Raw genomic sequence first — 25,900 nt, forward strand, 5'->3', positions numbered from 1 at the left:
TTATTTTAGTTTTTCTTCGATAACTTTTAGGGCTTCTTTGAGCTGAACATCATTATCAGGATCCAGCTCAACCTTTGACACCGTGAGCTCGCTATTGTTATTTGTGCTGATTGTGGCTTCGACGGTTATATCAGGTTCAATGCCTTCTAAGTGAATGTCGGAACCATTTGGTGTAAGATAATGCGCTGTTGGCAACCAGATTTCCCCTCCGTTAGATAAGTGGTAAACAGTTTGTACTGCTGCTTTACCAAAGGTCTTTGTTCCAACGACCGTTGCAATACCGTGGTCTTTTAACGCACCGGTAAGGATTTCGGAAGCAGATGCACTACCACCATTTACTAGAATTACCATGGGTTTAGCTTTGAGCAATTCACTGAAATATCCGCCCCAGGATCGGTAAACTTCCTTGGATCCTTCCCTGTCCTTAATAGTGATAACCGTTTTCCCTTCAGGAAGAATCAGGCTTGCTATTCGCAAGACACTGCTTAAAAGACCACCGGGATTGTTTCTCAGGTCTATTATTAGACCATCGGAGTTGATTACGTTGCTCAGTGCCTTTTGAAATTCTTCATAGGTCGGTTCGCTGAATTGGGTTATCCTTATATAGCCAACTTTATTTCCAGAATAATCAATGTGCGAATATTTCACCGTCTTAATCTTGATCTCTGCTCGTGTGATGGTTATCATCAAAGGTTCTTCAACCCCTTTTCTGAGAACCTTTACCTCCACCTTTGTATCAGGCTCTCCTCTAAGGAGATTGACTGATTCGTAGTATCCTGTTTCTGAAACAAGATGGCCATCTATTTCCACGATGAGATCGCCTGTAAGGAGTCCTGCTTTTTCAGCAGGGCTATCTACCATAGGAGCAACTACCTCGAGGCAATCATATTCTGTATTGTATTGAACGACCGCCCCAATTCCTCCGTATTCAGACTTCGTATCAATAACGTTTTCGTTAGTTTCAATTGGGGTAAAATACCACGCAAAGGGGTCTTTGAGCCCTTTCATTACGCCTTTCAAGGTTTCATTCAAAATGGTGTCATAATCAATATTTTCCACATCGTAATAAGACTTCTGGACATAGTTCATTATCTCAAAAATCGGCTGAAACTTTGTGAGCATTTCTTCGTATTTCAGGCTTTTAAATGCTCCAAATACAAAAATGCTGGCAATCAGCGCCGTTATAGCAACCATTTTAAAGATCTTTCTACTCTTCATATTTTTCGCCTCCCCTAGAGACTTTTACTCCAAAGATTAAATAAGCAGTGTGCCCGACCATTCTATCTTCCGGTCTGAACCTTTTTGGATTTGTTTTCATCTTTCTGATAAAGGTTTCCCAAACCTCTATATCAACAACCTCTTTTTCATTTAGAGATTCGAGTACTGATTGAACCTGATTGACAGTAGGACAGAGAACGCAAAGCCTTCCTCCGCCTTTGAGTGAGGAAAGGACTTCACTCAAATAGGGAACTGGATCGGGAACATCCAGAAAAAATGCATCTGCTCCTTTTTCATCAATGCCGTCTCCTATGTCTTTTAATTTGAACTCTACCCTATCCCCTATCCCGAGCTGATCGATGTTTTCTCTTGCGCGTTCCAGAAATTTTTCTCTTCTCTCATAGGAAACTACTTTTCCTTTTGAGCCGACATATCTTGCAAAAGCACCGGTCATTGAACCGCTACCCGAGCCACATTCAATTACAAGATCTCCTTCTTTTATATCAAGCATCAGGATGATAAAGCCCATATCTTTCGGGTACACGATTTGTGTTCGCCGATTCAAATTGAATACATAATCAACGATACCAGGTTTTAAGATGTGAGCTTTGCTCCTGCCTATTTTAATTGTGTCTCCATATTCTTTACCGATGATTTCCTCGTGCAAAATGTTGCCAAGATGTGTACCGAATATACTGCCTTCTCTCAATGTTATCAAATAACGAGAACCATCATCAGTGAGCACAAGTACCCTATCACCGACTCGAATCAAGATCAAAACCTCCTGAGTTTCATTATGCTTTCTATAAGGGCATCGAGTTCGGAGATGTCACCCTTTTCATTCATCTCAACTATGCATTTATGGGCGTAGCTTTTTGCCACGAGCTCAGAGACTTTCGACAAAGCTGAAACAACCGCGGACACCTGTATCAATATATCGCTGCAATCGCGTTCTTCTTCTATCATTCGTTGGAGACCACGAACCTGCCCCTCTATCCTCTTTAGCCGTTTCACCAGATCTTCCTTTGAAATTTCCTCCATCTAATCATTCTCCTTTCTCGCTAATATCTAAATGTGCTTCCGCCTATGAATTCTCTCAATATTGAAGTTCGTGGGATTTCTTCCATAGCAGTAACCGGTAAGAAGTAATCGATGAATCTAAGCAACCGCTTGGCTTCTGCGAATTCCGGCCTTGAATTGTCTATTTGCAGAAGCAGTGGTTCAGCGAACATCTTCAATACCGCCAGCTCGTATATAAGAGCTGAATTGAACATCACATCGGCCTGTTCCTGGAAGGGGAATATATATTTTTCTTCACCTTTCCTGACGTTTCCCCACATTTTTATTGTATCAAGAGCAGTGTGCCCGCGGTAACGATAATCCCTCACTATTCTTCTCAGTAATCTGACATCTGTGGTGGGAATTCTGTTCATATCATCGAGATTCATCTGAGTCAGGGCACTTACATATATCTTAAATTTTTTCTCAGGCGGAACATCTTTGCTCAGTTGTTCGTTAAGTCCGTGTATCCCTTCAACGATTATGGGTTGATCTTCATCAATTTTTATGGAATTTTTTCTAAATCCGCTTTTCCCCTTTCTGAAATCGAAACTTGCCAGATGCACTTCTTTTCCTTCCATCAGCTGATTCATCTGCTCGTTGAACAGTTCAAGGTTTAATGCATTTATAGATTCAAAATCATAATTTCCGTCTTCATCTTTTGGTGTTTTCTCTCGATCGACGAAGTAATCATCCAGAGAAATTTGTATTGGACGAAAACCGAGAACTTTAAGGTGGAGCATGAGCCTTTTCGAAAAGGTGGTCTTCCCTGAGCTCGATGGGCCTGCAATCAATATCAACCTTGTTTTTTTCCTTTTTCCTATTTCGTCGGCGATGTTGGCAATCTTCTTTTCATGAAGAGCTTCGGCAATTCTTATCAATTCTGCTGTTTCATCATCTCCTGAAGCGATAATACTGTTTAGCTCACCCACCGTTTTTACGCCGAGTATTTTTCCCCAATTTTCATGTTCCATAAAGACATTAGCGAGTTTAGGGCGGTCAGAAAATTCCGGAACTTTTGATGGAGAACTGTTGGTTGGAAGGTTGAGAATGAAGTACTTTTTCTTATAGGGAAGCAACTTGAACCATTTCAAATTGCCTGTCGAAACAGGCATATAGCCATAATAATAATTAAAAAACTCACCACAGCGGTAGATGTTAACGGTGCTTTTTTTTTCGGTATTTGAAGAGAATGGCTTTTTCCCGCTGGTTGTCCTCCGAAAAGAGTTTAATTGCTTCGAACTTGTTGATAGTTTCTTTAATGAAGGGGAGGTCCAGTTCGACTATTTTTTGCATTTCTGATTCAATGGCCTTTAGGTCAAGGATGCCCTTCTTCATATCCGGAACTTCACACACCAGACCGGAGCCGAGCGAATGATGAACGTAAAGCTTGACCTTTCCGTATAGCTGCCTTACAGCCATAAAGAGGACAAAGAGAATACCTCGTGTGTATATTCTCAGACCGTCTCTATCCCTCAAATCAGCGAATTCAATCTCAACATTCTGATATATCTTTTTTATCAATTCGGCGATGGAATTATTCAATCTTGCAGCCATAATGGGCGAGTCAAACTTATCCTGGTAAAATTTCGCGATTTCTGAGAGGGCAATTCCCTCTGGAAAAAAGCCTTCTTCATTGAGGTTTTTTACTTTGACTTTAATTTGTTTCACGCTTTCATCCCCCTTGCAATCTTGACACCTAAAAAGGGTGGTGTTAGAATCTTTATGTACTGTATTGGGGCGTAGCCAAGTTGGTAAGGCATCAGATTTTGGCTCTGAGATTCGGAGGTTCGAGTCCTCCCGCCCCAGCCAGAACTAAAACGGGGTGGCCTGGCCACCCCGTTTGTTTTATTCAGTGGCTTCTGATGTGGGTGATGCTGAAGGCGTTTTTAAGAGTCCCTCAATTATTGAAATTCTTGAATTTATGTTTTCGTCGCCGGGCATTAAATTATCCAGTTCTTCGAGATAGCGTTTTTCACCCATAAGGTAAAGCTGATATACAGGTGTATCCGCATAAACATTTGCCAGTTTCTCATAGGCATCCACAAGTAAGAAAAGCGAATTCAATTTTAGATCTGTGGCTACATCTGTGGGATTGATAATTTTCTGATTGAGCTCCTGTTCAATGCTCTGAAGGGGATAATCTATAAGGAAACTTCTGGCACTATCTCCAAAATATTGCTTGTAGTAGTTTACATAGCTTTCCAGTGTTGAAGGATCCATAAGCAGTGGTTTTAAATTCTGATTGTATTTTTGCTCATTGAATCTGTAAACGATTTCGGGGTTTGTGTTGTCCACATTGTATGCATATTCAACCACTTTGCTGGAATAGGGTATGTTTTCATAGAGGAACATGACAACGCTCTTAAACTTTGAGTTTAGGCTTTCTTTCACTGTTTCGAGTTCAGCGAGCCTTTCTGTGACGGCATCTTTTTCTGCCAGTCCCAGTTCTTCTTCGTAGTCCTTCAGCCTTTTTGCATCTGAGTACAAAGTCTTCAGCGCATCATCTGTGCTATCAGATAATTCATCAATTTTGCTCTGGATATCCTCGGTAGAGAGGGAGAGCACAGTTGCTGGGAGGCTTTCGTATAACTTTTCCATGTCCTTCAATTTGTAAATTTCTGAATCGAGGTTATTTAGCTTTTCATCGGCGAGTTGCACGTAAAGAGCCGGGACGAGGAAACTGCTTGAAATGATTATATTTCCTTCAGAATCGAAAAGTGTGCTTTCGAGCTTTTCAAAGAATGCGGTTTTTGCTTCTTCACTATCAGCTTTTTTGTATTCTTCATAGAGCTTGAGATCAGGCTCATTAATAACATAGCCAAAAGCTTCCTTGGTTTTGTATTCTTTGAGCCAGTTGGTGAACTCCTGATTCTGGTAATCACTTTTCACCTGATCATAAACAGAACTCTTCACCAGTTCATCATAGGTATCAAAAGTGGTTTTGGTGGCTACTTCTATGAGATGATAGCCATATTGGGTTTCTACCGGACCTACGATGACTCCGGGAGTAGCGCTGAAAGCTGCTTCTTCAAATTCAGGAATCATTTGGCCATGCCCAAAGCTGCCAAGGCTTCCTCCAAGGGAAGCAGATTGCGCGTCAATTGAGAACTCACTTGCTGCCTCGGAGAAAGAAATTTTGCCACTCTCAATCATGCTTTTTATCTCAGTGGCACTGGCCTCAGAGTCAACAAGTATGTGACTTGCATCAACTTTTTCGTATTGGTTCTTGATTTCCTCTTTGCTTTCTTCAAAATACTTCTTTACGTCGTTATCGATATTCGGGAAAACATCCTGAACAACCTTTGTCCTCAATAGATCGCCCGCGACATATTTTTCGACCAGGTTCCTGAAAGCATCTACCGAACCATAAAGCTGTTCTATCTGAAGTTTGTACTGATCGTTGGAAATGTATTGATTTACTATTTCGTCAACCTTAGCATTCAATTCTTCTTTTGTTGGGTATATTCCTTTGTCCAAAGCGTAGTAACTCAATATCTTTTGATCCACGAGGTTTGTTAATATGCCGTACCTGTAATCTATCTCGCTGGGAAGCTGTGAATCACCAAAATACGGGTCGAGTACTACACCCTGCCGTTTCAAGTTGTTTAAAGCGTCTTGAACTTCACCTGTAAACTCCGTATAAGTTATCCAGTATCTCTCATCATCAAGGGGAGAGCCGGCTTTTGTTAAATAAGCCACTGTATCCTCGATCTTAAGGCTTCCACTCGCTGGGTTTGGATTGTTGTTCCTGCTTGACATAAAAGTGGCTACCGACCACCATATAACTCCCGCTGCAAAAAGCACAGCGATCGCCCAGATAACTGGGACTTGAATTTTTCTGAGCCAGTGTCTTCTGTGCATCAATTCTCCCTCCACTCACCGTGATATCTACTATATCAACCAATAAGGGGAGGCATGCAACAGCCACCTCCCCCTGACAATATCAAATTATATCATAGCTAAAGCAAAAAAAATCAAAGTGCATGGCTTGTATCGAAAAAAATCTTCCGTTAAACGCCAGGCGAAATCTATCATTCGTGATTTGAAAATCAACCGGCATATATTCTGTAATCTATGTCCTTGAAAATGCCATCTATCCACTCAAGTGTCTCTAATTCATTTGGGTCAAGGGTATTATTTTTGAGTCTGTTGAGCAGGTCATTGAACCTTTTAATATGCGTTTTTGTCCTGTTTACGGCATATTCAACGGTTGTTCCTGTTGTCATTATGAAAGCCCAATCGCTTGATTGAGCTAACAGCAATTCCCTTGCCATCTGGTTAAGGGCTCTAATTTTCAGGCTGTCTTTTTCATTGTAGTATTCTCTTGCCAGAAAGATCATTTTCTCTATCATTTCGTCAAGATGCCGATAAATCCAATCATTCTTTCCGTTCAACCATACTTCATTATAACCGTTGGCACCCCAGGTGGATGCAGCGGGAGTCACTTCCTGTATAGTTTTTATATGACCGATCACTTCAGTAGGTGTTGCAGGAGTAATCTCTTTAATACCGGCAATTGCTCTAAAAAACTCTTCTATAAATTTGGGTCCTTCGAACCACCAATGACCAAAAAGCTCTGCATCAAAAGGGGCTACAACAACAGGTTCCACTCCATCAAAAGCTTCATAGAGCCTCTGGATTTGATCCCTTTTCTTTGTTGCGAAATCATGCGCATGCTCTTTGGTAGCATTAAAGGCTTCATCGATATCGTAATAATCTTTCTGGTTCAAACCCACATCCTTTGATGTTATCTTGTGATATTTGATGCCTGTGTTGTGCCTTTCACCGCTTGGATCAACATATGGGGCAACATACCAATCCTCACGATCAAAGCCAACATCTCTGTAAAATTCCCTGTAACGGCTATCGCCTGGATATCCAATTTCCGCACTCCAAACTTGCTGGCTGGATTCCGGATCCCTCGCAAACACAAAAACTCCTGAAGGAGTGATTACCGGCCTGTATACACCATATCTTGCTGTCGGTTCTGAAAACCATAAGGCGTGGGAATCCACGAAGAAAAAGGAAAGGTTGTTTCTCTTCAAATGTTCATCGACTCCTGGCATATAACCGCATTCGGCAAGCCAGATGCCTTTTGGCTGGGTACCCGTGTGCTTTCGGTATGTGTCAACCCCGAGCTTAATTTGAGCGTTAACCGCTTCGGGATATCTTGCCATCAAAGGTAAAAATCCATGAGTTGCATTACATGTTATTATCTCGAGGTTTCCATCACGCTGAAATTCCATAAAGGCTGAAACAATGTCTCCGTTTATCGATTCGTACAGCTCTTTCAATGCCTTGAAATCTTCGAGGTAGAATTTCGCCATTTTATGCTTTTTGGGATGTTCATCAGCAGTTCTTTTAACTTCTTTTTCAGATAGCTCGATGAGCTTGCTAATATGGGAGAGATATTTCCTTTTCAGATCGCGGTTGGAAAGCATTTCCATAAGTGGTGGGGTAATGCTCATTGTAATTTTATAAGGAATATTATCCTGTTTTAGTTTTCTGAAAACTCTCAGCAAAGGCAAATAAGTTTCACTTATGGCTTCAAAAAGCCATTTTTCTTCCATGAATTCGGGAAAATCCGGGTGATTGACATAAGGCAAATGTGCATGAAGCATTAAAACAAAATACCCCTTACTCATGCTTGGCACCACCACTTATATGGTCTCCGAGATATTTAACGAATTCTTCCGATGAAGGATTCATAAAACTGGTAACAGGTACGCCTATGTTTTTTTCATAGAAGCTTTTTTCGTCATCACTAACGACAACTTCCCTTGCTTTTCGTGCTGAAAGGTCTATCCACTTTTCAGTTTTCCCGAATTTGGGATGGTCAGAAGGTGTTCGCACGAGGTTTGAACGTAATAAAGGGAAGAATTCTCCTGATTTGTAATATCCTATTTCAGCAAGGTAATCCGCATCTGAAAGGTCAACATTAAAATACCAGTTTCCTGCGAAAGATGAAATTTGAATTTCCTTTGTTCTATGAGCGTTTTTTCCATTGAAAATTATGTTTGTGACATCATGAAGCCTTAACACCGGTTTCTCGGCGAGCAACCTTTGAATCAAGCCGGAAGAAAAATCCCAGTATGCGTAAACCCACTTTGGGTTAACCGGGAGCAGGACAAGCTTATCCTTGCCATAACTATCAGGTATATCAAAATCCATTGGTAGTGAAGGGTGCTGCTCTTTAGATTCATGTTGTTTAGAAGTGGTAGAAGAAACGCTTTTTACCATTTCCAATTCTTTTTTCAGTAGCTTCAATAGATCGCGCTTTTTCATAGTTCGCCTGATTCTCAGCCCCAGCATTTTAGCGAATTTTCTTATTTCCTGGATGCTTGGAGACGAATCGAGAAACTCTTTTAGCTTGTTTTGGTCCATAAAAAATCCCTCCCGTGCCATGTCATCAAAAGCTATATTTAATAATATCACAGCATGAGAGGTAATTACAAGTGGATATTGTCAGATATCTCGTTATATTTTTGATTTTCTTTATGAGATAACCTTAAATCCTATAATTCAATCAATTTTTCTTCTATAAAATTCGCCATAAAATCCCCATCAACTTTAAATTGTGCACCGGTTTCCAGAATCTTAACTGTTACAAGACCTTTTTCGATCTCCTCTTCGCCGATGATAAGAGCTATTTTTGCCCCTATTCTCGAAGCGTGCTTCATCCTGTTTCGAAGATTCCGGTCCATCACATCTACAAAAACGGATATATTTTTTCTCCTTAAACGCCTTGCGTATTCAAAAGCAAGTGTGAAAGCATTTTCTAACATCGGCAGAACTGCAATGGAAGCTATCTCCTCTGTTTCGGGCTTGATCCCCATGCTTTTCAAAACCATTATTATCCTTTCGATTCCTGCTGCAAAGCCAACTGCTGGAACGCTTTTCCCACCAACATACTCCACGAGGCCGTCATACCGGCCACCACCGAGTATCTGATTTTGACTACCGAGGGATTCTGCTCTTATTTCAAAGGCTGTTTTTGTATAATAGTCCAGACCTCTAACCAGTTTTGGATCTATTTCATAGTCAATATCGTTAGCACTTAACAGTTTTTGGAGTTCATTGAAGTGATTGGAACATTCATCGCAAAGGTATGTGTGGATTGACGGTGCATTTGCTGCAACCCCTTCATCAATCTTACAATCAAGAAGGCGCATTACATTGCTGTTGTAGCGTCTTTTACAATCCGTGCAAAGACCGTCTATTTTATCAGCATAGTAATCCTTAAGGGCTTCCTTATATTTCGGACGACACTTTGTGCATCCCACGGTGTTTATATAAAGCTTTGCGTCATCGATTTTCAATTTTTTCAGGAGATTCATTGCGAATTCTATTACTTCATAATCGGCTGTGGGATGAGAAGAACCAAGTGTTTCAACACCAATTTGATGAAATTGCCTTAACCTGCCGGCTTGCGGCCTTTCGTATCTGAACATGGGGCCAACATAGTAAAGTTTTATTGGTGCGCCAAGGTTTACAAAACCATTTTCCACAAAAGCCCTCGCAACACTTGCGGTACCTTCGGGCCTGAGAGTTATGGATCTTCCACCTTTGTCTTCGAAGGTGTACATCTCCTTTTGCACGACATCGGTGGATTCCCCTACGCTACGCTTAAAAAGTTCGGTAGCTTCAAAAATTGGTGTCCTGACCTCCTGAAAAGCGTAAAGTCTTGTAACTTCTCTTATGGCATTTTCAACATAGTGCCAATATTTCATCTCTTCAAAATAAATATCCTGGGTTCCTTTTATTCTCTTAATCATATGCTTCCATCCTTTCAGCCCTTTAGTTTTTCTTCTTTTGTAAGTGCAAGCTTCGCATCTTTTATCATTTTCGTTATTCCATATACAATTACCAGAAACTCCAGACGTCCCAGAAACATTCCCGCTGTTTCAGTCCAAATTATTCCGAGCGGTGCGTCGGGTCTGGTAATGCCAACAGAAAGCCCGACAGTACTCAATGCTGATGCGTATTCAAAGGCAGAATCAGCCAACGAATAACCATAAAAAGAAATCACCGCTGTTCCAATGCCAAATGTCAGGAAATACAGTGAAAAGATTATCAGAATTTCTTTTATCAAACTGGAATCTATATATTTTTTACTTTCCCCTTTCCAGATTTCGGTTTTTACCACCGCGCTCCTTGGAAGGAAAAATTCTTTTATTTCCACGCCAATCAGCTTTATGAGGGCATATAACCTGTACTGTTTGAGACCGCCAGAGGTCGAATCCATATCACCGCCGAAAATCATTAAAAGGGTCAACAAATAAAGTCCGGCAAATAAGCCTTTTTGGCTCCAATTGGCGAAATCAACCGTCGAAAAGCCGGTGCCAGTAAGTGCTGATACAGCCTGAAAAGTAGCGTGCCTGAAAGATTCCGAAGCGTGGTTAAAAAGAAAACCAAAGGTTGAAGCCATTAATAAAGGTGTAAATAGCAAAACAGTTATTCCCATAAGCTTTGGTTCGCCGTTTTTTAATAGGGCTTTAAAGTTGCCTTTCCAAAGAGCGTAATGTATGCCGAAACCCGTTGTTCCAAGAAACATCAAGATTATTATAACCGTTTCTATCTGGACGCTATTGAATTCGCCGATTGAACCTGTTCTGGTGGAAAATCCCCCGGTTGCCAATCCCGTTAGAGAATGGTTGAAAGCGTCAAACCAGCCCATTCCTGCCATTTTCAGTGCTATTACACCGAATATTGCATAGCTGAAGTAAATTACAAGTATGCGTCGAACTGAGCTTTTAACGTTCGGCACAAGGTTGTCAACCCTGCCTTCTGCGTGGTAAAGCCCGAACCCGCCCGGTCCTACTATGGCTGACATCATGATAATTGCAAAACCCGCACCTCCAAAGAATTGCATCAGACTACGCCATACGAGAAATATCTTAGGGATTTTTGTAACATTTACCAGTGTAAGGCCGGTCGTTGTCCAACCGCTGGTCGCTTCAAATACAGCCTGTGAGAAATTGAGAATGCCAGCAAAAATAAAAGGTAAAGCGGAAAAAATTATCCCGAAAACCCAAGCAAAAACGACTATAATGGCACCCTCTTGAACTGAAATCGGGGTTCCGGGTTTTACCTTCAGCCAGTATTTGAAAGCGAATCCGAAAGCCAGGCTAACGAGCGCTGAAGCTACGAATGAAAGGCTATCGCCCCATTCTTCGGGATACCAGAAGCAAAACAAAACCGGAATCATCAATATAATGGGAAAATAAATAAACAGGTTGCCGATATATCCAAATACAATTTGATAACGCTTTTTTAGGCTTAGTATGTACATTTACACCTCTCCCAGCAATGCTTCAAAAACTGAGGATTGAACAGTGGGCTTGCTAAGCACGATAAGCTGGTCTCCACCTTTGATGATGGTATCGCCGCGGGGAATAATTGTTTCTCCGCCTCTAATAATAGCTCCTATAACGCTTTCACGCGGAATCGCCAGTTCCATAATCCTTTTCCCGACAGCGGGTGATTCTTCTTCCATTTCTATTCGAAAAACGGAAATCTGTTCAGATGATGGGATAAGATTGGTGATTTGTTCCTTGAAAATTCTTTCTTCAATCGCTTGTGCAATAATATTTGTTGGGCTCACTGTTGTATCGATGCCCAATTTCTTAAATGCCGCTTCGTTGTCGGGATCGTTGATCAAAGCGAGGGGATTTTCAATTCCAAAAACTCTTTTTGCCGTTAAGCTCGCCACAAGGTTATCCTGGTCATTTGGCGTGAGCGTTACAAAAAGGTCTTTTGAAGTTATCTCAAGCTGCTCGAGAACATGCCTTTTGCTCCCATCACCGGTAATGATGATAGCCTTTTTAAGCCTTTTTGCTAATTCTTCATTCAGCTTCTCGTCTTTATTTACCAGTACTACTTGATGACCTTTGTTTAAAAGCCTTCTGGCTAAATGATATGCGATATTTCTTCCTCCAATTAGAAAAACCTTCAAGCTTCATCACCACCAGCAAATCCCAGAGAATTTTGGATTTCTTTTACTGCCAATAGTGTTGGACAGATGATTTCAACACCGAATTCCGAAAACATATCAATATTATTTGGGTCATAAACGCGTGCTATGACTCTGGAGACCTTGAAATACTCTTTTGCAATAAGAGCAGTCATTATGTTTGTGTTATCATCAGGAGTCAGTGCAAGTACAACATCTGCCTTTTCAACTTTAGCGGTTTCCAGAGTATCCAGTTCTGTGGCATCGCCAATTATTGTAAATCCAGTGAATTCAAAAGACAAAGAGGAGAACGCTTCTTCCCTTCTATCAACCACAACCACGCTGTTACCTTTCAAAGAAAGCCAATTTGCAATGCCTGATCCAAGTCTGCCACATCCAAAAATGACTATGTATAAGCCTTTGCTTTTTTTCTTGTTTAGTATTGACATGATCAATTTTCATCTCCCGAACCAATTTTGCCAAGCAGTTCTTTAGCTTCTTCATAATCTGGATCAAGGGCAAGTGCTGCGTTCAGATGCCTTCTGGCTAATTCTTTGTTCCACGAAAAAGCCAACAGTGCAAAAAGATAATGTGGTACAGGGGAATTAGGGAAATTAGCGAAAAGCTTCGAAACCAGCTTACTGGCCCGTAGATTTCCCCCTGCTTCTATTAAAGAAATGACTTCTTTCTTCTTCTTTGAAAGGGTTTCGGTGCTTATATAGCATTTTTCAAAGCTTTCAATTAGTTCAGTTGGAGTAAAAGGCTTAGTTATAAAATCACAGATTCCATGCTTGAAAGCTTCAATGATCACATCAGCCACTGTTATCTCTGACACAACTACAATGGGAAAAGAATACAACCTTTCTTCTACGATCTTTATAAGTTCAATGCCATTCATCTCCGGTAACCCGAGATCTGTAAAAAGCAGATCCGGAGATTCTTCTTCTATTGCTTTTAATCCTTCTTCGGCAGTTGCAAAGGTTGTAACTTCGTGGTTTTGCTCTTCCATGATCATCTTGATTAGGCGCCTGATACTCGACTCATCATCTATTGCGTATATTTTTGCCATGGCTTCACCTCCATAGACACAAAAAAATATTACCACAATCAGAGGCTTCAAGTTAAAGCAAGCTCATCTGACTTCAAATACTAACAGTGAAAAATGGCTTTAATTGTAAGCTTTCTTGACTTGTTCGTTAACGAAAGAAGCGATTAATCCAGTTACCACAAGGGGGAGATTCAAGGCTTGCAGGTTTATACTGCAATAACCCTCTATTCTCCCGTTTAACCATGAAGCAAAAACAAAAAGAAGCTGGAAAATAGCGAGCAAATAAGAAAAGTAGCTGCCGATAAGAAGATGAGCTTTTCTTCTCTTTGGGTCGCTATTGCTTTCGAAGAGACCGTAAAAATATATAAGGGCGTTTACAAATATTATTATGCCAAATGCAGGATTAGTATCTACCAGAAAAAGGCCAAAGATTGTATTTAATGCTATGAAACTCAAAAGCACCGTAAAGAAAATCAAAAGGATGGTCACATTGCGAGCACTCATAAGAAAGCCCCTCCAATTAACTTTATTACAAGAGCCAGAAGATATGCCACTCCAAAGCCATACAAAACGGTTATCCATACATATTTCCAGCTTCCTGACTCATTTTTTATGGCAGCGATTGTAGCGAAACAGGGGAAATACAGCAGCACGAAAACAAGAAAACCGAAAGCGACAGCTGGATTTATCTGGGAAGATAATACGGCCAATCCGGAAATGCCCGGTAGTAAGGTAGCTCCATAAAGGGTCGAAAGGCTTGATACGATGACCTCTTTGGCTGCTCCACCAAAGATGAGAGATGTTACCATTTGCCAGGTAAAGCCAAGGGGTCTAAATAAGGGTTCAAGGCTTTTGCCCAAAACTGACGCAAAACTGGTAAGGATATCGCCTGTTGGGAAATATGAAAGCAACCAGATTACTATTGAGGCTGCAAGGATTATAGTACCAGCTTTTTCAAGAAAGTGCTTGCCACGGTTCCATGTATACAACATTAGTGACCTGAGTGTAGGCTTTCTGTATCTTGGCAATTCCATGATCATGGGAGAAGGTTTTCCTTTGAAAAGAAGTTTGTTGAATAACAGTGCAGAACCAAAAGTAAAAAGCACGCTCAGCACATAAAGGGAAAAGATGGCAAGACCCGCGGCTTTTCCAAAAAAAATGCTCGCTATCATGATATATACGGGTAACCTTGCGCTACAACTTATGAACGGGGAGACCAATATCGTTACTATCCGCTCCTGCGGTTCGGATATAGTTCTCGTTGACATTATAGAGGAAACATTACATCCGAAACCAAGCAACATTGACATAAAGGATCTTCCGCTCAGCTTCATGGAATACATGATCCTGTCAACCACAAAAGCCGCCCTTGGCAGGTAGCCGGTTTCTTCAAGGACCCCAAGAGCCAAAAATAGAATAAAGATGCTTGGCACAAAAGTAATAACCGCTCCAACCCCCCCGATAACTCCATCAGAAAGCAAAGAAGCCAGCCAGGGGATGGGAATGGATTTATCTACAAAAGCTCCCAGAGTATCAAAGCCTTTTTCAATGAGTGTGGTAAATGGCTCTGCAAAGCCGTATGTTATTTGAAAGACGAGATACATGATGGCAAAAAAGATAAGAATACCAAGGTATTTGTGCGTAATCACATGGTCTATGGCAGTATTTAAATCCCAGTAGTGCTTTTTTGAATCCCTGTAAGAATCTTTCAGCAGCTCTTTGATAAATTCATAACGAGCATTTGCTATGTCTGCAGAATAATCAACATCAGGATCTATGCCAGTTAATTCCATAACTTCTTTATCTCTTTCGAGTATCTTTATAGAAAGCCAGCGTGAATCGAAGTTTCTCAATTCGTTTTTCAGTTTTAAGCTTGACGATAATTTTGAGATTAATCCTTCAATATGATCGGGGAAAAGGTAATGTACGTGAATGCCAGATCGGCTTATCTTCAACATGGCCTCTTTCAAATTTTCAATTCCCTCGCCTGTGAAAGCTGAAGTTAAAACAACAGGAATGCCAAGATGTTTGCTTAACTCCTTGCTGTCAATCCTGATTCCTGCTTTTTTTGCCTCATCTATTGAGTTAATAGCAAGAATTACGTTTCCTCTCAGTTCAAGTACTTGCAACAGCAAATAGAGGCTTCTCTCCAGATTCAAGGCATCTGTAACTACAACAACCAGATCTGGAGATTCGTAGAGGAGATAATCCCTGGCAACCTTTTCATCTATGCTCGTGGCTCCCAGCGTGTACGTTCCCGGTAAATCAATTATTCTAAAAGACCTATCACCATAAAATAAAGTTCCAACGCGCTTTTCAATGGTAACTCCGGGCCAGTTAGCCACATACTGCCTCGCACCGGTAAGGGCGTTGAAAAGGCTGGTTTTTCCCACATTGGGATTTCCAAGAAGGGCGACACTGGTATATTTTGCTGGAACGACAGTATTTGTTTCCGTGAGATTATTACTGGGACAGCTACCCATCTTATAATTCCTCCACTATTATCCTCATTGCCTGTCTGAAGGGAATAAATACATCGGTACTATTGACTTTGACGTATTTGCCTCTTGAGAAAGAACTTGTAACACTGATCTTATTTCCCTTTGAAATACCTATAAAACTCATTTTCTCCAAAAACCTTCGCCCGCCTATCAGGGAGACTACAATGTATTCTCCCGGAGCAGCTAAGTCCAGAGAAAGAAATCTTGATTCAACGACAATTCTGGAAGAAAGCTCTTCTCGCAAGCTAATTTCGCTACCTTTTATTGAATAAACAACAGGGTCCCTTAAAGGGGCCCTTCTGATTGCCTTAACACGCTGGCCTTTAATAAAACCCATGCCAAACAATCTTTCCCTCAATTCATGAGGTGCATTTATTTCTACAATCGTTCCTTCGAAACCAACCGGAAGCCGTGAAAGCGATATTTTCATTGACACCACCTTGTTGAGACTATATCTCATTAATTCATTTTATCATGAATTGCCCCATTGTTGTTTCACATGGTTTAATTTCGTCCTTGTGGAAGAAAACTGAGATTTCAAGAAAAAGTGATCAAGAACTTAAGAAAATCGTTGTAGGTTGTGCACTTTTCCTTGTATGTCCCCCATATCATATTTACCCCTTACAACGAAAAGAACAGACCTGAGGCCTATGATATTGTGTTCTTTCTAAACCCTGAACTCTATACCTGCTTCTTGAGTAAGCGTTATGTACAACTTACAACCGATCATCCACAACGAATATGCCCTGTTCTTGAACAGGCATCGTTGTATCAAAGACTCGATGATTCAAAGTACCTTATCTTTCCTCGCACCGTCCGATGAATTTACTATATAAACTTTCGCTTCTTTTCCATATGCAGCGGAGTATTTTTCTTTGACTTCCTTTGATATTTCCCCAACCTTTGCTTTTTCACAGATAGCCAAAACCGACCCGCCAAAACCTCCGCCAATCATACGGCAGCCTGTAACGCCATCGATCTCTTTTAATGTATCAACAATGAAGTTTATTTCATCACAGCTTACCTCATACTCTATTGCTAAAGATTCATGGCTCTGATTCAACACCCTGCCGAGATTTTCGAAATTTGAATGCTTCAGAATATCGACAGCTTCCTTTACACGCTCGTTTTCTGTGATCACATGCATCGCCCTCTTGTAACTTATCTCGCTTACCTGAGACCTTTTAATAAAGAGCTGTGAAAGGCTCAATTCACGATAACTACTAACTCCAAATTCTTCAAGTGCTTTCTGAGCTTCCTCTCTCCTTTTATTGTATCCGCCATCTGAAAGGCTATGCTTAACACCAGAATCTATCACGACGAGAGTGTATTCTTGTGTTTTTAGCGGAACGTATTCATACTCCATACTGACGGTATCGAGAAAGATTGCATGGTCCTTTTTGCCCATAACCGATGCAAATTGATCCATAATTCCACATTTAACACCAACAAACTCGTTCTCTGCCTTTTGTGCCAGCAAATACCTATCTTTATCAGTAAGACCTAAATTCAGGAAACCATTCAAAGCTGTAATAACTGCCACTTCGAGTGCCGCAGAGCTGGATAATCCTGCACCTTCAGGGACATTAGATTTTATCTCCAGTTTCAGACCCGGGAACTTTATGACCTTCTCCGCCTTTAGAACATGAAAGATTCCTATGATGTAATCTTTCCAGGAATCAGTTGGAGAAAAGTCTTCGGGATTGAAATCAAATTTTCCGAAGTTTTCCGATTCCACATGAACTAAACCATCTTCTGATTTTTCAATCCCCACCTGAACGTATCTGTCAATTGCTACAGGGAGTACAAAGCCCCCGTTGTAATCTGTGTGTTCACCTATGATATTCAATCTTCCCGGTGCAACATAGTACTCCATACTATTCCCCCTTTCGCATACTATCCTCAACATACTAAGAATAGCACTTTGCATTGATAAAAGAAAGTACAGTTTGCTTTATAATACTAACTGGAAAATCCTGGAGGAAGAGAAATGATTTACGAAACGACCGTCAAGAACCCAATAACTAAATCTGGCATACCGGTAGCTGATTACGCAATAAATCCATATATCGGGTGCACCATTGGATGCAAATATTGCTTTGCCAAATTCATCGGTGCTTTCAAATATAAAAAAGGCTTGTGGGGAAGAGATGTCTGGATCAGGAAAAACATACCCGATGTGCTTCCCGGGAGCCTATCGAAAATAAGCCGGGGACGCTTCTTCATCTCTTCTGCATGTGACCCGTATCAGCATATTGAAAAGAAAACAAGGCTAACCAGAGAGATACTCAAGATATTGATTTCCCGCGGAATACCGGTGTTCATCATGACAAAGTCCGCCCTGATTTTGAGGGATCTGGATTTGTTGAAAAAGGCTGAAGAGCTTATCGTGAATATAACAATTACCAGTGATCGGGAAGACGTTAGAAAAATTCTGGAGCCGGGAAGTCCCAGTTTTGAAGAGCGATTGGAAACAGCAAAAAAGATGAAAGAAGCCGGGATAAATGTTGGAATATTTGTCGGGCCTGTATTACCTATGAATTCTAAAAAGCTAGCTTACGGCCTTAAAAAAATAGTAGATCGTGTTCATCTTGACCCGTTGAACTACCCTAATCAAGTAAGAGCTCTATACAAAAAGTTAGGTTGGGAAAGCTGGTTACACAGGGATAAATTTGAACAGGTAAAAGAGAGTTTTGAAAACATCTTTGGGAAAGAAAATATAAACTGAAGAAAACAGTAATTCTTAATTTTAAGAGCAAAATTTTCATCTTCTATAACGAGCCGCCCCGTTAGAATTTATGAAAAACATTTCTAGAAGGGGCTGAAAGAATTCCTCTGATTGTTGAACTTTGATTATTGAGTAAAGAGAGCACTACTTCTTCATAGAGGGAGTGCTCTTTTTATTTTACGCTAATAAAATAGTTTAGCGTCTCAACTGCGGCTTCTTCGCCTTCCCAGCTTCGATATTTTTTCAGCGTTAGTGTAACTTTTCCGGGCTTGACAGCTTTGAAAGTCCAGCTCACCATTGAAGGGGCTCCTAGAACTCCTGGCGGAGCCTGAGTGGTTATGGTTTTTGACGTGATTTTCACTATACCTTCTTCGGAAAGGCTTAAATGCCATGTAAACCCGGTCGAAGCGTTTTCTTCAAGGGAAAGTATCACTGTTTCGCCGATATTCAAGGTGTTTGATCCTTTTTTAAGCTCTTTGATTTCTGTCAGCTCCTTTTCCTTTTCAACTCTGATAACAATGAAGCGCTCTTCGATACTCTCTTCGTCAGCGTTTCTTCTCAATTGGAAGCTCAATAAACATATACCGGAGTTTATTGCCTTGAATTTCCATTCTTTGATGACAGGCTCTCCCGGCATCTTTCCAGATTTGGTAATAATCTCTTCGCTCAGGGAAAGGACTTCTGGATTGGAATTTGAAAGATGCCAAGAATATCCTGTTGAGGGATTTTCTTCGAGGTTAAGGGTTAATTCATCGCCTAAATATACTATACTGGTGCAATCTTCCAGAATTCTCTCATCGGGAGCTTCTTCGGTTTCTTCAATAACAATATTGAACACTTTCAGGTCAACAGCGTTTTCTTTTCCTTCCCAGGGTCTATAAAGCCGGAAAATTATCGTGGCTTTTCCCTTTTTTAGAGCTTTGAAAAGCCAGATTACCTTAACCGGGGCGCCCACAGCAGTCGAATCTGAAGATGGTTCCACCCTTTTGTTTTGAAATTCGATGATATCAGAGCCGAAAATATCAAAGTGCCATAAATAGCCTGTTGAAGGATTTTCATACAATTCAATAACAGCTTTATCCAAAAGCCCTATGATATTTGCAGTTTCCGATATTGTGTGGATAGCAGAAAATCCAAGAATACCAAATAACACCATTGAAAATGCAAGCAAAAAAGCTTTTCTCATATATCCACCCCCATCAATTTAATGACTTAAAGAACAACCATGTGGTTCATTTGCTCATCAGCAATATAATTGCAGATAATTAAGATATGTTATCATAAAAGGTGTAAAAAACTTACGAAACGATTGGGAATGAACGGGGGTTAGGAATATGACATTGGTGTTTGGTTTGATACTCATAATTATGGGTGCAGTTTTTATTTTTCTCCCGCAGTTTGGCTTGAATTTCTGGCTTCTGTTTGTCTGGCTTCCGGGCGTATTAATGGAAGAAAGAGGTTTGCGTAAAAACATTCCAGGATTGCTCGTCCCTGCTGGTGTTATACTGGTTGTTGCATCTATTTTGACAATTGAAACGCTTTTTCCGGGCTTTACCGAAGCAGGCGGTTGGGCTCTTTATAACTTTGCTCCTGCTTTTGGATTGCTTCAACTGTATCTTGCGCAGGAAAAGAAAGATAGAGGGCTTCTATACCCAATCGGTATTCTGAGCACTTTAACAATTATCTTTTTGGTTTCCAGCTTTGCAAATGTCGGGGCAGGAACGCTTTTTGGTATTGCGCTTATTGCTTTTGGGGTTTTCATGCTCATTAAGCGAAAATAATTCTTCTGTTTAACAGATATCATTTGGCTTTTTAACAGAAAATAGAAGGTTTTTTAATGTTTGAAATTCTGAAGATGTACTCCAAATTGTTTGCCAAACCTTCGAAAGATTTTGGTCTGGCGAAGTATGTTTTTCCTTCTGAAAATGTGGGTTTATACCTTCACATTCCTTTTTGCAAACACTTTTGCGATTTTTGCCCATATCACAAAATAAAATATGATGCTGTTTTAGCAAGAGATTATGTAAACCTTATCAAAAAAGAATTATCGTTGCATGAAATAAAGCTTTTTGACTCATTGTATATAGGCGGGGGAACTCCTTCGGATGACCTGGATTTGCTAGCTGGGATATTTGAATTTTTGCGAGAACGGGTTTCGCGTGAAATCGCTCTGGAAGTTCATCCCCTTGATGCTACTCTTCAAAAGCTAAAAAGGATAAAAGATCTGGGTGTTAACTACATCAGTTTGGGCCTTCAATCGTTCAACGATGAGGTGCTAATACACTTTGGACGCGACCATAGTGCAAGAGATAATTACCTTGCCCTTAAAAACGCCCTCGACTTAGATTTTGACTTTGTCGATGTTGATGTGGTCTTTGACCCGCTAAGATTTTCAGATAAAGTCGCACATGCAGATCTGGAAAATGTCATGAGGCTTTCACCACAGCAAATTTCCGTATACCCTATGATGCGCTTTTCATATACTAAGTTCAAAGGCACAAGAAATCGCAGCCGAAGGGAATTTAAGGTATTTGACACGCTTGATGAGATTGCAGATAAGAATGGTTACAGAAGAGATACCCTCTGGACTTATGTGAGGAAGGATTTGAAGAAGAGATATACTTCAGTTGCAAGGGAATTCTACCTCGGCCTGGGACTTAGCGCTTCTACCTTTACCGGTTATGTGTTCGCCACAAACACCTTTTCACTGGCTCGCTATCGCGAAAATCTGGAAAGAAGGAAACTGCCCATAGGCTCTCTTTTCCACCTTAGCGCATTTCAAGGTGCGCTGTATTATTCTTTCTGGTCGCTTTATACCGGACAGCTCGATTTTAACAGTTTAATCAGATACTTCCCGAAATCAAGAAAAAAGCTCCGCTTACTGCTGGAATCGTTAAGGTTCAGGGGGTATTTAACGAAAAGGAACGAGCTTTATTTGCTAACCCATAAAGGGCGAAAAAAACTTCATCAATTAGAAGAATGGCTAACTTATGCCTATATAGATCCCCTCTGGCGTCAATTAAGGAGCGAGGGAACTCAAAACCTGATTTGAAGTTCTAATCCAAAGCTTCTCTAAGCTCTCTTGCCACTTCTTCCGGTGATGCAGGATTGATAAAATTCCAGCTTCCAGTTTCAACACTTGCCATCCACTTCATCTTGTCTTTTGAGCGTTTTGGCGGATTAAACTCAATGTGGAAATGGAAAAACTCATCATATAACTCATCTGTGTTATAAGGTGCTGAGAAAAGCATCATCATATAAGGGAATTTTTCTTCAAAAAGCCAATCGTAGCGTTTTGCGACGTCCCGGATGAATTCTGCCAGTTCCCATTTCTCTTCACCTGTCAGGTCGGTCAGGTATGAAACGTGGCGCAGAGGATAAATGTGGCATTCATACGGAAATCGCGCATATGGAGGCACGAGACTTACAAAATAATGCCCTTTTTTAACTATGTTTTTTTCGGGGATATTTTTCAACATATCACACAGCGTGCAGTTACCATTCAAAAAATATTGTTCTCTGGTATAGTTAACTTTCCTCTCCACCCTTGGCGGCAGGTATGGGAAAGCATAAAGCTGTCCGTGAGCGTGGTCAAGGGTTGCTCCCACTTCTCTGCCCCGGTTCTCAAAAATATATATGTATTTTAGATCTTTATTCCTTGAAAGATCCCTGTACCTATCACACCAGACTTCTATTAACTTGGCAAGCTGTTTCACGGGCATATCTGGAACAGCAAGCTCGTGTTCGGAAGTGTACATTATGACTTCGCACTTCCCGAAGGCTCTTGCTTTTTCGACAATGGAATCCTCCTCGGTTATTTCCGGTGCATCAAAGCTGAGCGCTGGAAATCTGTTGTCAAAAACGGCGAGATCGTAATCTTCTTCGAGTTCAAAAACCCCCGGACAAAGGGGACACGCATTTTCAGGCAAAACGGGCCTTGCACTCCTCGCAGAAGAAACTATAACCCATTCCCCTGTAATCGGGTTCCTTCTCAGTTCTTTCATAAGCACCATTCCTTTCATTACGCGCTTTTACTTAAAGAATACCATTACCATAGAGAAATAAAAAGGGACGGTATAAACCGTCCCATAATCTTCATAATCTTTTCTTAGCTTATTAAGAAATTCCGAGGATTTTATCAATCCTAGCCTTATCAAACCCAACTATAACCTGGTTGCCCATAACCACAACGGGCACGCCCATCTGACCGCTCTTGCGGTACATCTCTTCGGCCTTTCGCGGGTCTTTGCTCACATCCACGTCCTTAAAAGGCACACCAAGGGACTTAAAATACTGCTTAACCTTTTTGCACCATGGGCATGAAGGCGTGGAATAAACTGTTATTTTCAGGCTCATCGTTTCACCTCCGTATACCCCCTGTGGGTATTGTCGCTTTAATTATAACACCGACAAAAATAGGTGTCAATATCAAAAGTCAAGAACAACAAACTGAGGAGGAGCCAAAAATCTCAGATGAGCCCACGAACCAACACCGTTGGTTACAAAAACCCTGTAAGTTCCAAATTTACCTTCGCCTTTCAGAAGAGGATACCTGCTTTTGAGGATAATATCGGAAAGCAGCGGGATATAAAACTGTCCCCCATGAGTATGCCCCGATAGGCAAATAATTGGATCAGGTCCGTAATACCTTGCCACTGCATGGGGATAGTGGCTTACAAGCAAAACATCATTACTCGCAGGTGTGGCGTACTTTTCACTTAATGGCATACCCACAAGATTGATGAACCCGGTATCACCGGCTAATTTTACGGTATTACCTTCAAGAAGGCGCACACCAGAGTTTCTGTACACAGCTTTTATTTCAGTGAGCTTTTCAAAGTCCCAATTTCCTACAACAGCGTAAACAGGCGCTATTTCCGACAAAGAGGTGAAAAACCTTTCGAGGTCCTCAAAGTTTGTGTTTTGCTTTATAGCATCTCCACCGAATACGATATAATCTGGATTCAGTTCTTTGGCTTTTTTTATAAGCCTTTCATGAAAACTGTAAAGCCTGTTCATATGAAGGTCGCTGAAGAACAAAACCCTTAAACCTTTATCATTTGATAGTTCGAGATATTTTACTGTAAGAAACTCCGGCTCAAGTACAAGACTGTAAAATGCCAGGGCGACTATTAATGTGAGTAAAACCATAGAAATCCTTCCCAAAAAACCTTTCAAGAAGCTACCTCCATTTCAACCCATTCGTTTTGAATATATTATATACTCTTTTTGAAGTGCAAAGGAGTGAGAGTATGTTTGAAAATAAAAGGCTGTTTGTTTTAGATCTTGATGGAACCTTTTATCTTGGAAACAAACTGCTGCCAGGAAGCCTTGAATTTGCTGAAAAGGTTCATAGCATGGGAGCAGACCTTGTTTTTCTCACGAATAACTCTTCAGCAACAAAAGATGAGTATGTAGATAAATTAGTGAGATTGGGAGTACCTGAAAATCTTTTCGATGTCTATACATCGGCGGAAGCAACAATCCGCTTTCTGAAAGAAAATTTTCCAAAAAAGAGAGTATATCTTCTGGCCGTGCCTTCTGTTGAAAAGCTCTTTCAATGGAGTGGAATTGAGCTTGTCGATGAAAAGCCCGACCTTGTGGTAATGACTTATGACAAGACACTTACTTATGAAAAGATAGAGAAATTCTGCGATTTTGTCAGGCTGGGAGTGCCCTTTGTGACTTCCCACCCGGACATAAACTGTCCCACAGAAAAAGGTCCCATCCCTGATGTTGGAAGTTTTATTGCCCTTGTTGAGGCATCAACAGGCCGAAGACCAGACTACGTAATAGGAAAACCAAACAAAGAGATTCTGGAAATGCTCATAAGGGATTTCGACTCGAAAAAAGAAGAAACAGTGATGATAGGGGATAGGCTTTACACAGATATAGAATGCGGTTTGAGGGCTGGTGTGGAAACCATTCTGGTTCTTTCTGGTGAAACCACGTCGAACATGATTCCAGAAGATCCTCCGTATCATGTATACAAAAATTTGGAAGACATAGTGAAAAGCATGAAATAGTATTCTAAAATTCAATCCCTTTCCGGGCATCTATTCCCTTCTGGTAGTAATGCTTGATTTCTTTCATTTCCGTGACGAGATCAGCAAGCTCTATAATTTCATCAGGGGCGTACCTGCCTGTGAGAACAACCTCCACATGTTCCGCACGGTTATTTACAGCTTCAATTACTTCGGAAGGTGTAAGGAGCTTGAAATACAGCGCTATATTCACTTCGTCCATCACCACAAGGTCAAAAGTTCCTTCTGTCAGTATCTTTTTGAGCTTTTCAAGGCCTTCCTTCGCAGCCTTTATGTCTTCTTCATCGGGTTCGCCATGAATAAAAGTTGCTCTTCCAAACTGTTCCATGACGAAATTTGGCAAGAAATCAACTGCCTTTAATTCACTGTAAGTCATGCCCTTTACAAATTGCCCGAAGAAAACCTTTTTACCGGCACAAACTGCCCTCAAAGCTAAACCCAGCGCCGCAGTGGTTTTCCCCTTACCGTTTCCTGTATACACATGAACAAACCCTTTTAACATTTTTGACCCTCCAATAAGAAAATGTGGGGGAGGATCTCCCCCACATATTATTTTATACTTATGGGACAGTATAGGTCAAACTGCGTTTGCTCATCCGGCATCTTTCGAGGTGAAATAGTTTCTTCCAGGCATTGACTTGTTCCAAATTCATAATCACTTGCTTTTACCCATTCAATTAACCGCTTCCAGTTTTCACCTATATCCGGAAGGTATGTGCTCGTTACCGCATAGAGCCCTCCGCTGAAATCTTTCAACCTTATATCTCCGGAAGGCTTGCACCCTTCTGGAACAGTTACCCACACTTCATATCCATAAACTGAATTGCCGGGTGAAGGAGAAGGATTATCAAAACCGAAGTAACGTGTTGTGGCTAACTCGGTTAGCCCCTCTTTCTCCGCCCAGTCAAGCAGTACTTTCCAGGCATCTAATTCGGGGCTTTCGCTTTCAGCTCTGTAATAAGCTACTTTCATGGGTTTGAGCTCTATAACTCTAACATCGGGAAGTCCTGTGTTTTTATTTGCCATCTTTTTAACCTCCTTTTCATGATTTCGCTCTTTGCTGCACAGTTCGAGCGCCGTTAAAACCTCTTCACAAAGGATCTCTACCGCTTTTGAACCTTCCCATGCTTTGTCTTTCAGGAGCTGGAACAATATCATCAAAGCCTTTTCGCGTTTTTCGATGTAGGATAAAATAAAGGAGGCAGTCAGGAGGAAGAGAGGAACAGTGTTTCGATTAGCCAAAGAGCTACAGTTACTCAGAATCCCTCTTCCATCCTGGGAGTACTAGAGGGTCAATAGTAGGATATCCGGGGAAACCCAGGAACGCTACATCGGTTAACCAGTACT

General features: G+C 41.0%; 25 protein-coding genes, 1 tRNA gene and 1 pseudogene. 5 read left to right on the forward strand and 22 right to left on the reverse strand.

Going from position 1 to position 25,900, the window contains the following annotated elements:
• The 4 genes and pseudogenes from AT15_RS06115 to AT15_RS06130 form a co-directional block, all read right to left on the reverse strand.
• Entirely contained in the window at positions 1-1,218 is a 1,218-nt protein-coding gene (locus tag AT15_RS06115; RefSeq protein WP_068347492.1) for a S41 family peptidase, read from the reverse strand.
• A complete protein-coding gene (locus AT15_RS06120; RefSeq protein ID WP_068347499.1) occupies positions 1,208-1,990 on the reverse strand; it encodes a tRNA (adenine-N1)-methyltransferase in 783 nt (260 codons plus the stop codon). Before AT15_RS06120 ends, AT15_RS06115 begins: the two co-directional genes overlap by 11 nt.
• A gap of 2 nt (positions 1,991-1,992) precedes the next feature.
• Positions 1,993-2,259 carry a metal-sensitive transcriptional regulator gene (locus AT15_RS06125; RefSeq protein ID WP_068347505.1) on the reverse strand — a complete coding sequence of 89 codons (267 nt, stop codon included), beginning with the start codon at positions 2,257-2,259 and terminating at the stop codon, positions 1,993-1,995.
• 20 nt (positions 2,260-2,279) lie between these two features.
• Positions 2,280-3,948 (reverse strand): annotated as a pseudogene (locus AT15_RS06130) (nucleoside kinase).
• A gap of 65 nt (positions 3,949-4,013) precedes the next feature.
• Here AT15_RS06130 and AT15_RS06135 point away from each other — a divergent pair.
• A tRNA-Gln gene (locus AT15_RS06135) sits at positions 4,014-4,089 on the forward strand.
• 36 nt (positions 4,090-4,125) lie between these two features.
• On the opposite strand, the gene AT15_RS06140 is transcribed toward AT15_RS06135, so the two are convergent.
• The 12 genes from AT15_RS06140 to galK form a co-directional block, all read right to left on the reverse strand.
• Positions 4,126-6,141: a peptidylprolyl isomerase gene (locus tag AT15_RS06140; protein WP_068347508.1), complete on the reverse strand. Its 2,016-nt coding sequence runs from the start codon at positions 6,139-6,141 to the stop codon at positions 4,126-4,128.
• A 188-nt stretch (positions 6,142-6,329) separates the two neighbouring features.
• A complete protein-coding gene (locus tag AT15_RS06145; RefSeq protein ID WP_068347510.1) occupies positions 6,330-7,925 on the reverse strand; it encodes a glycoside hydrolase family 57 protein in 1,596 nt (531 codons plus the stop codon).
• Entirely contained in the window at positions 7,918-8,664 is a 747-nt protein-coding gene (locus AT15_RS06150; RefSeq protein ID WP_068347511.1) for a DUF4912 domain-containing protein, read from the reverse strand. The genes AT15_RS06145 and AT15_RS06150 overlap by 8 nt, the downstream gene beginning before the upstream one ends.
• Before the next feature lie 131 nt (positions 8,665-8,795).
• Complete coding sequence (gene hisS / locus AT15_RS06155) at positions 8,796-10,055, reverse strand: histidine--tRNA ligase (RefSeq protein WP_068347513.1); 1,260 nt, start codon at positions 10,053-10,055, stop codon at positions 8,796-8,798.
• A 14-nt stretch (positions 10,056-10,069) separates the two neighbouring features.
• Positions 10,070-11,572, reverse strand: a complete 1,503-nt coding sequence (locus AT15_RS06160) for a TrkH family potassium uptake protein (protein ID WP_068347516.1) — start codon at positions 11,570-11,572, stop codon at positions 10,070-10,072.
• Positions 11,573-12,235, reverse strand: coding sequence for an NAD-binding protein (locus AT15_RS06165; RefSeq protein ID WP_068347519.1), 663 nt, complete (start codon positions 12,233-12,235; stop codon positions 11,573-11,575). It lies immediately after the preceding gene.
• On the reverse strand, positions 12,232-12,681 hold the full coding sequence (locus AT15_RS06170; protein WP_068347556.1) for a potassium channel family protein: 450 nt from the start codon (positions 12,679-12,681) through the stop codon (positions 12,232-12,234). Before AT15_RS06170 ends, AT15_RS06165 begins: the two co-directional genes overlap by 4 nt.
• Before the next feature lie 2 nt (positions 12,682-12,683).
• Entirely contained in the window at positions 12,684-13,301 is a 618-nt protein-coding gene (locus AT15_RS06175; protein ID WP_068347521.1) for a response regulator, read from the reverse strand.
• A gap of 99 nt (positions 13,302-13,400) precedes the next feature.
• Positions 13,401-13,784: a hypothetical protein gene (locus tag AT15_RS06180; RefSeq protein WP_068347524.1), complete on the reverse strand. Its 384-nt coding sequence runs from the start codon at positions 13,782-13,784 to the stop codon at positions 13,401-13,403.
• A complete protein-coding gene (feoB, locus tag AT15_RS06185; protein WP_068347526.1) occupies positions 13,781-15,763 on the reverse strand; it encodes a ferrous iron transport protein B in 1,983 nt (660 codons plus the stop codon). The genes AT15_RS06180 and feoB overlap by 4 nt, the downstream gene beginning before the upstream one ends.
• Position 15,764: 1 nt before the next feature.
• A complete protein-coding gene (locus AT15_RS06190) occupies positions 15,765-16,211 on the reverse strand; it encodes a FeoA family protein (protein ID WP_068347528.1) in 447 nt (148 codons plus the stop codon).
• A gap of 357 nt (positions 16,212-16,568) precedes the next feature.
• Positions 16,569-17,657, reverse strand: coding sequence for a galactokinase (gene galK / locus AT15_RS06195; RefSeq protein WP_068347530.1), 1,089 nt, complete (start codon positions 17,655-17,657; stop codon positions 16,569-16,571).
• Between the two features lie 114 nt (positions 17,658-17,771).
• On the opposite strand from galK, the gene AT15_RS06200 reads away from it, so the two are divergent.
• Complete coding sequence (locus AT15_RS06200) at positions 17,772-18,509, forward strand: SPL family radical SAM protein (protein WP_068347532.1); 738 nt, start codon at positions 17,772-17,774, stop codon at positions 18,507-18,509.
• Between the two features lie 172 nt (positions 18,510-18,681).
• Here AT15_RS06200 and AT15_RS06205 read toward each other — a convergent pair whose 3' ends face one another.
• Positions 18,682-19,695, reverse strand: coding sequence for a protease inhibitor I42 family protein (locus AT15_RS06205; protein ID WP_068347534.1), 1,014 nt, complete (start codon positions 19,693-19,695; stop codon positions 18,682-18,684).
• 148 nt (positions 19,696-19,843) lie between these two features.
• On the opposite strand from AT15_RS06205, the gene AT15_RS06210 reads away from it, so the two are divergent.
• Entirely contained in the window at positions 19,844-20,290 is a 447-nt protein-coding gene (locus tag AT15_RS06210) for a hypothetical protein (RefSeq protein ID WP_068347536.1), read from the forward strand.
• Between the two features lie 56 nt (positions 20,291-20,346).
• The gene (locus AT15_RS06215; protein ID WP_068347538.1) at positions 20,347-21,561 is read left to right on the forward strand and encodes a radical SAM protein; all 1,215 of its coding nucleotides are present in this window, start codon (positions 20,347-20,349) and stop codon (positions 21,559-21,561) included.
• Positions 21,562-21,565: 4 nt separating this feature from the next.
• On the opposite strand, the gene galT is transcribed toward AT15_RS06215, so the two are convergent.
• The 3 genes from galT to AT15_RS06230 form a co-directional block, all read right to left on the reverse strand.
• Positions 21,566-22,513: a galactose-1-phosphate uridylyltransferase gene (gene galT / locus AT15_RS06220; RefSeq protein ID WP_068347540.1), complete on the reverse strand. Its 948-nt coding sequence runs from the start codon at positions 22,511-22,513 to the stop codon at positions 21,566-21,568.
• A 112-nt stretch (positions 22,514-22,625) separates the two neighbouring features.
• On the reverse strand, positions 22,626-22,865 hold the full coding sequence (locus tag AT15_RS06225; RefSeq protein ID WP_068347542.1) for a glutaredoxin family protein: 240 nt from the start codon (positions 22,863-22,865) through the stop codon (positions 22,626-22,628).
• 72 nt (positions 22,866-22,937) lie between these two features.
• Entirely contained in the window at positions 22,938-23,687 is a 750-nt protein-coding gene (locus AT15_RS06230; protein ID WP_068347544.1) for a metallophosphoesterase, read from the reverse strand.
• 74 nt (positions 23,688-23,761) lie between these two features.
• Here AT15_RS06230 and AT15_RS06235 point away from each other — a divergent pair, with 74 nt between their 5' ends.
• Positions 23,762-24,535, forward strand: coding sequence for an HAD-IIA family hydrolase (locus tag AT15_RS06235; RefSeq protein ID WP_068347546.1), 774 nt, complete (start codon positions 23,762-23,764; stop codon positions 24,533-24,535).
• A 4-nt stretch (positions 24,536-24,539) separates the two neighbouring features.
• On the opposite strand, the gene cobO is transcribed toward AT15_RS06235, so the two are convergent.
• Positions 24,540-25,055 carry a cob(I)yrinic acid a,c-diamide adenosyltransferase gene (gene cobO / locus AT15_RS06240; protein WP_068347548.1) on the reverse strand — a complete coding sequence of 172 codons (516 nt, stop codon included), beginning with the start codon at positions 25,053-25,055 and terminating at the stop codon, positions 24,540-24,542.
• A gap of 47 nt (positions 25,056-25,102) precedes the next feature.
• Positions 25,103-25,795 (reverse strand): AraC family transcriptional regulator, encoded by a 693-nt coding sequence (locus tag AT15_RS06245; RefSeq protein ID WP_068347550.1) that lies wholly within the window; start codon positions 25,793-25,795, stop codon positions 25,103-25,105.
• Between the last annotated feature and the right edge of the window lie 105 nt (positions 25,796-25,900).

This window comes from Kosmotoga arenicorallina S304 (genome assembly GCF_001636545.1).
GTDB classification, from domain to species: Bacteria; Thermotogota; Thermotogae; order Petrotogales; family Kosmotogaceae; genus Kosmotoga_B; species Kosmotoga_B arenicorallina.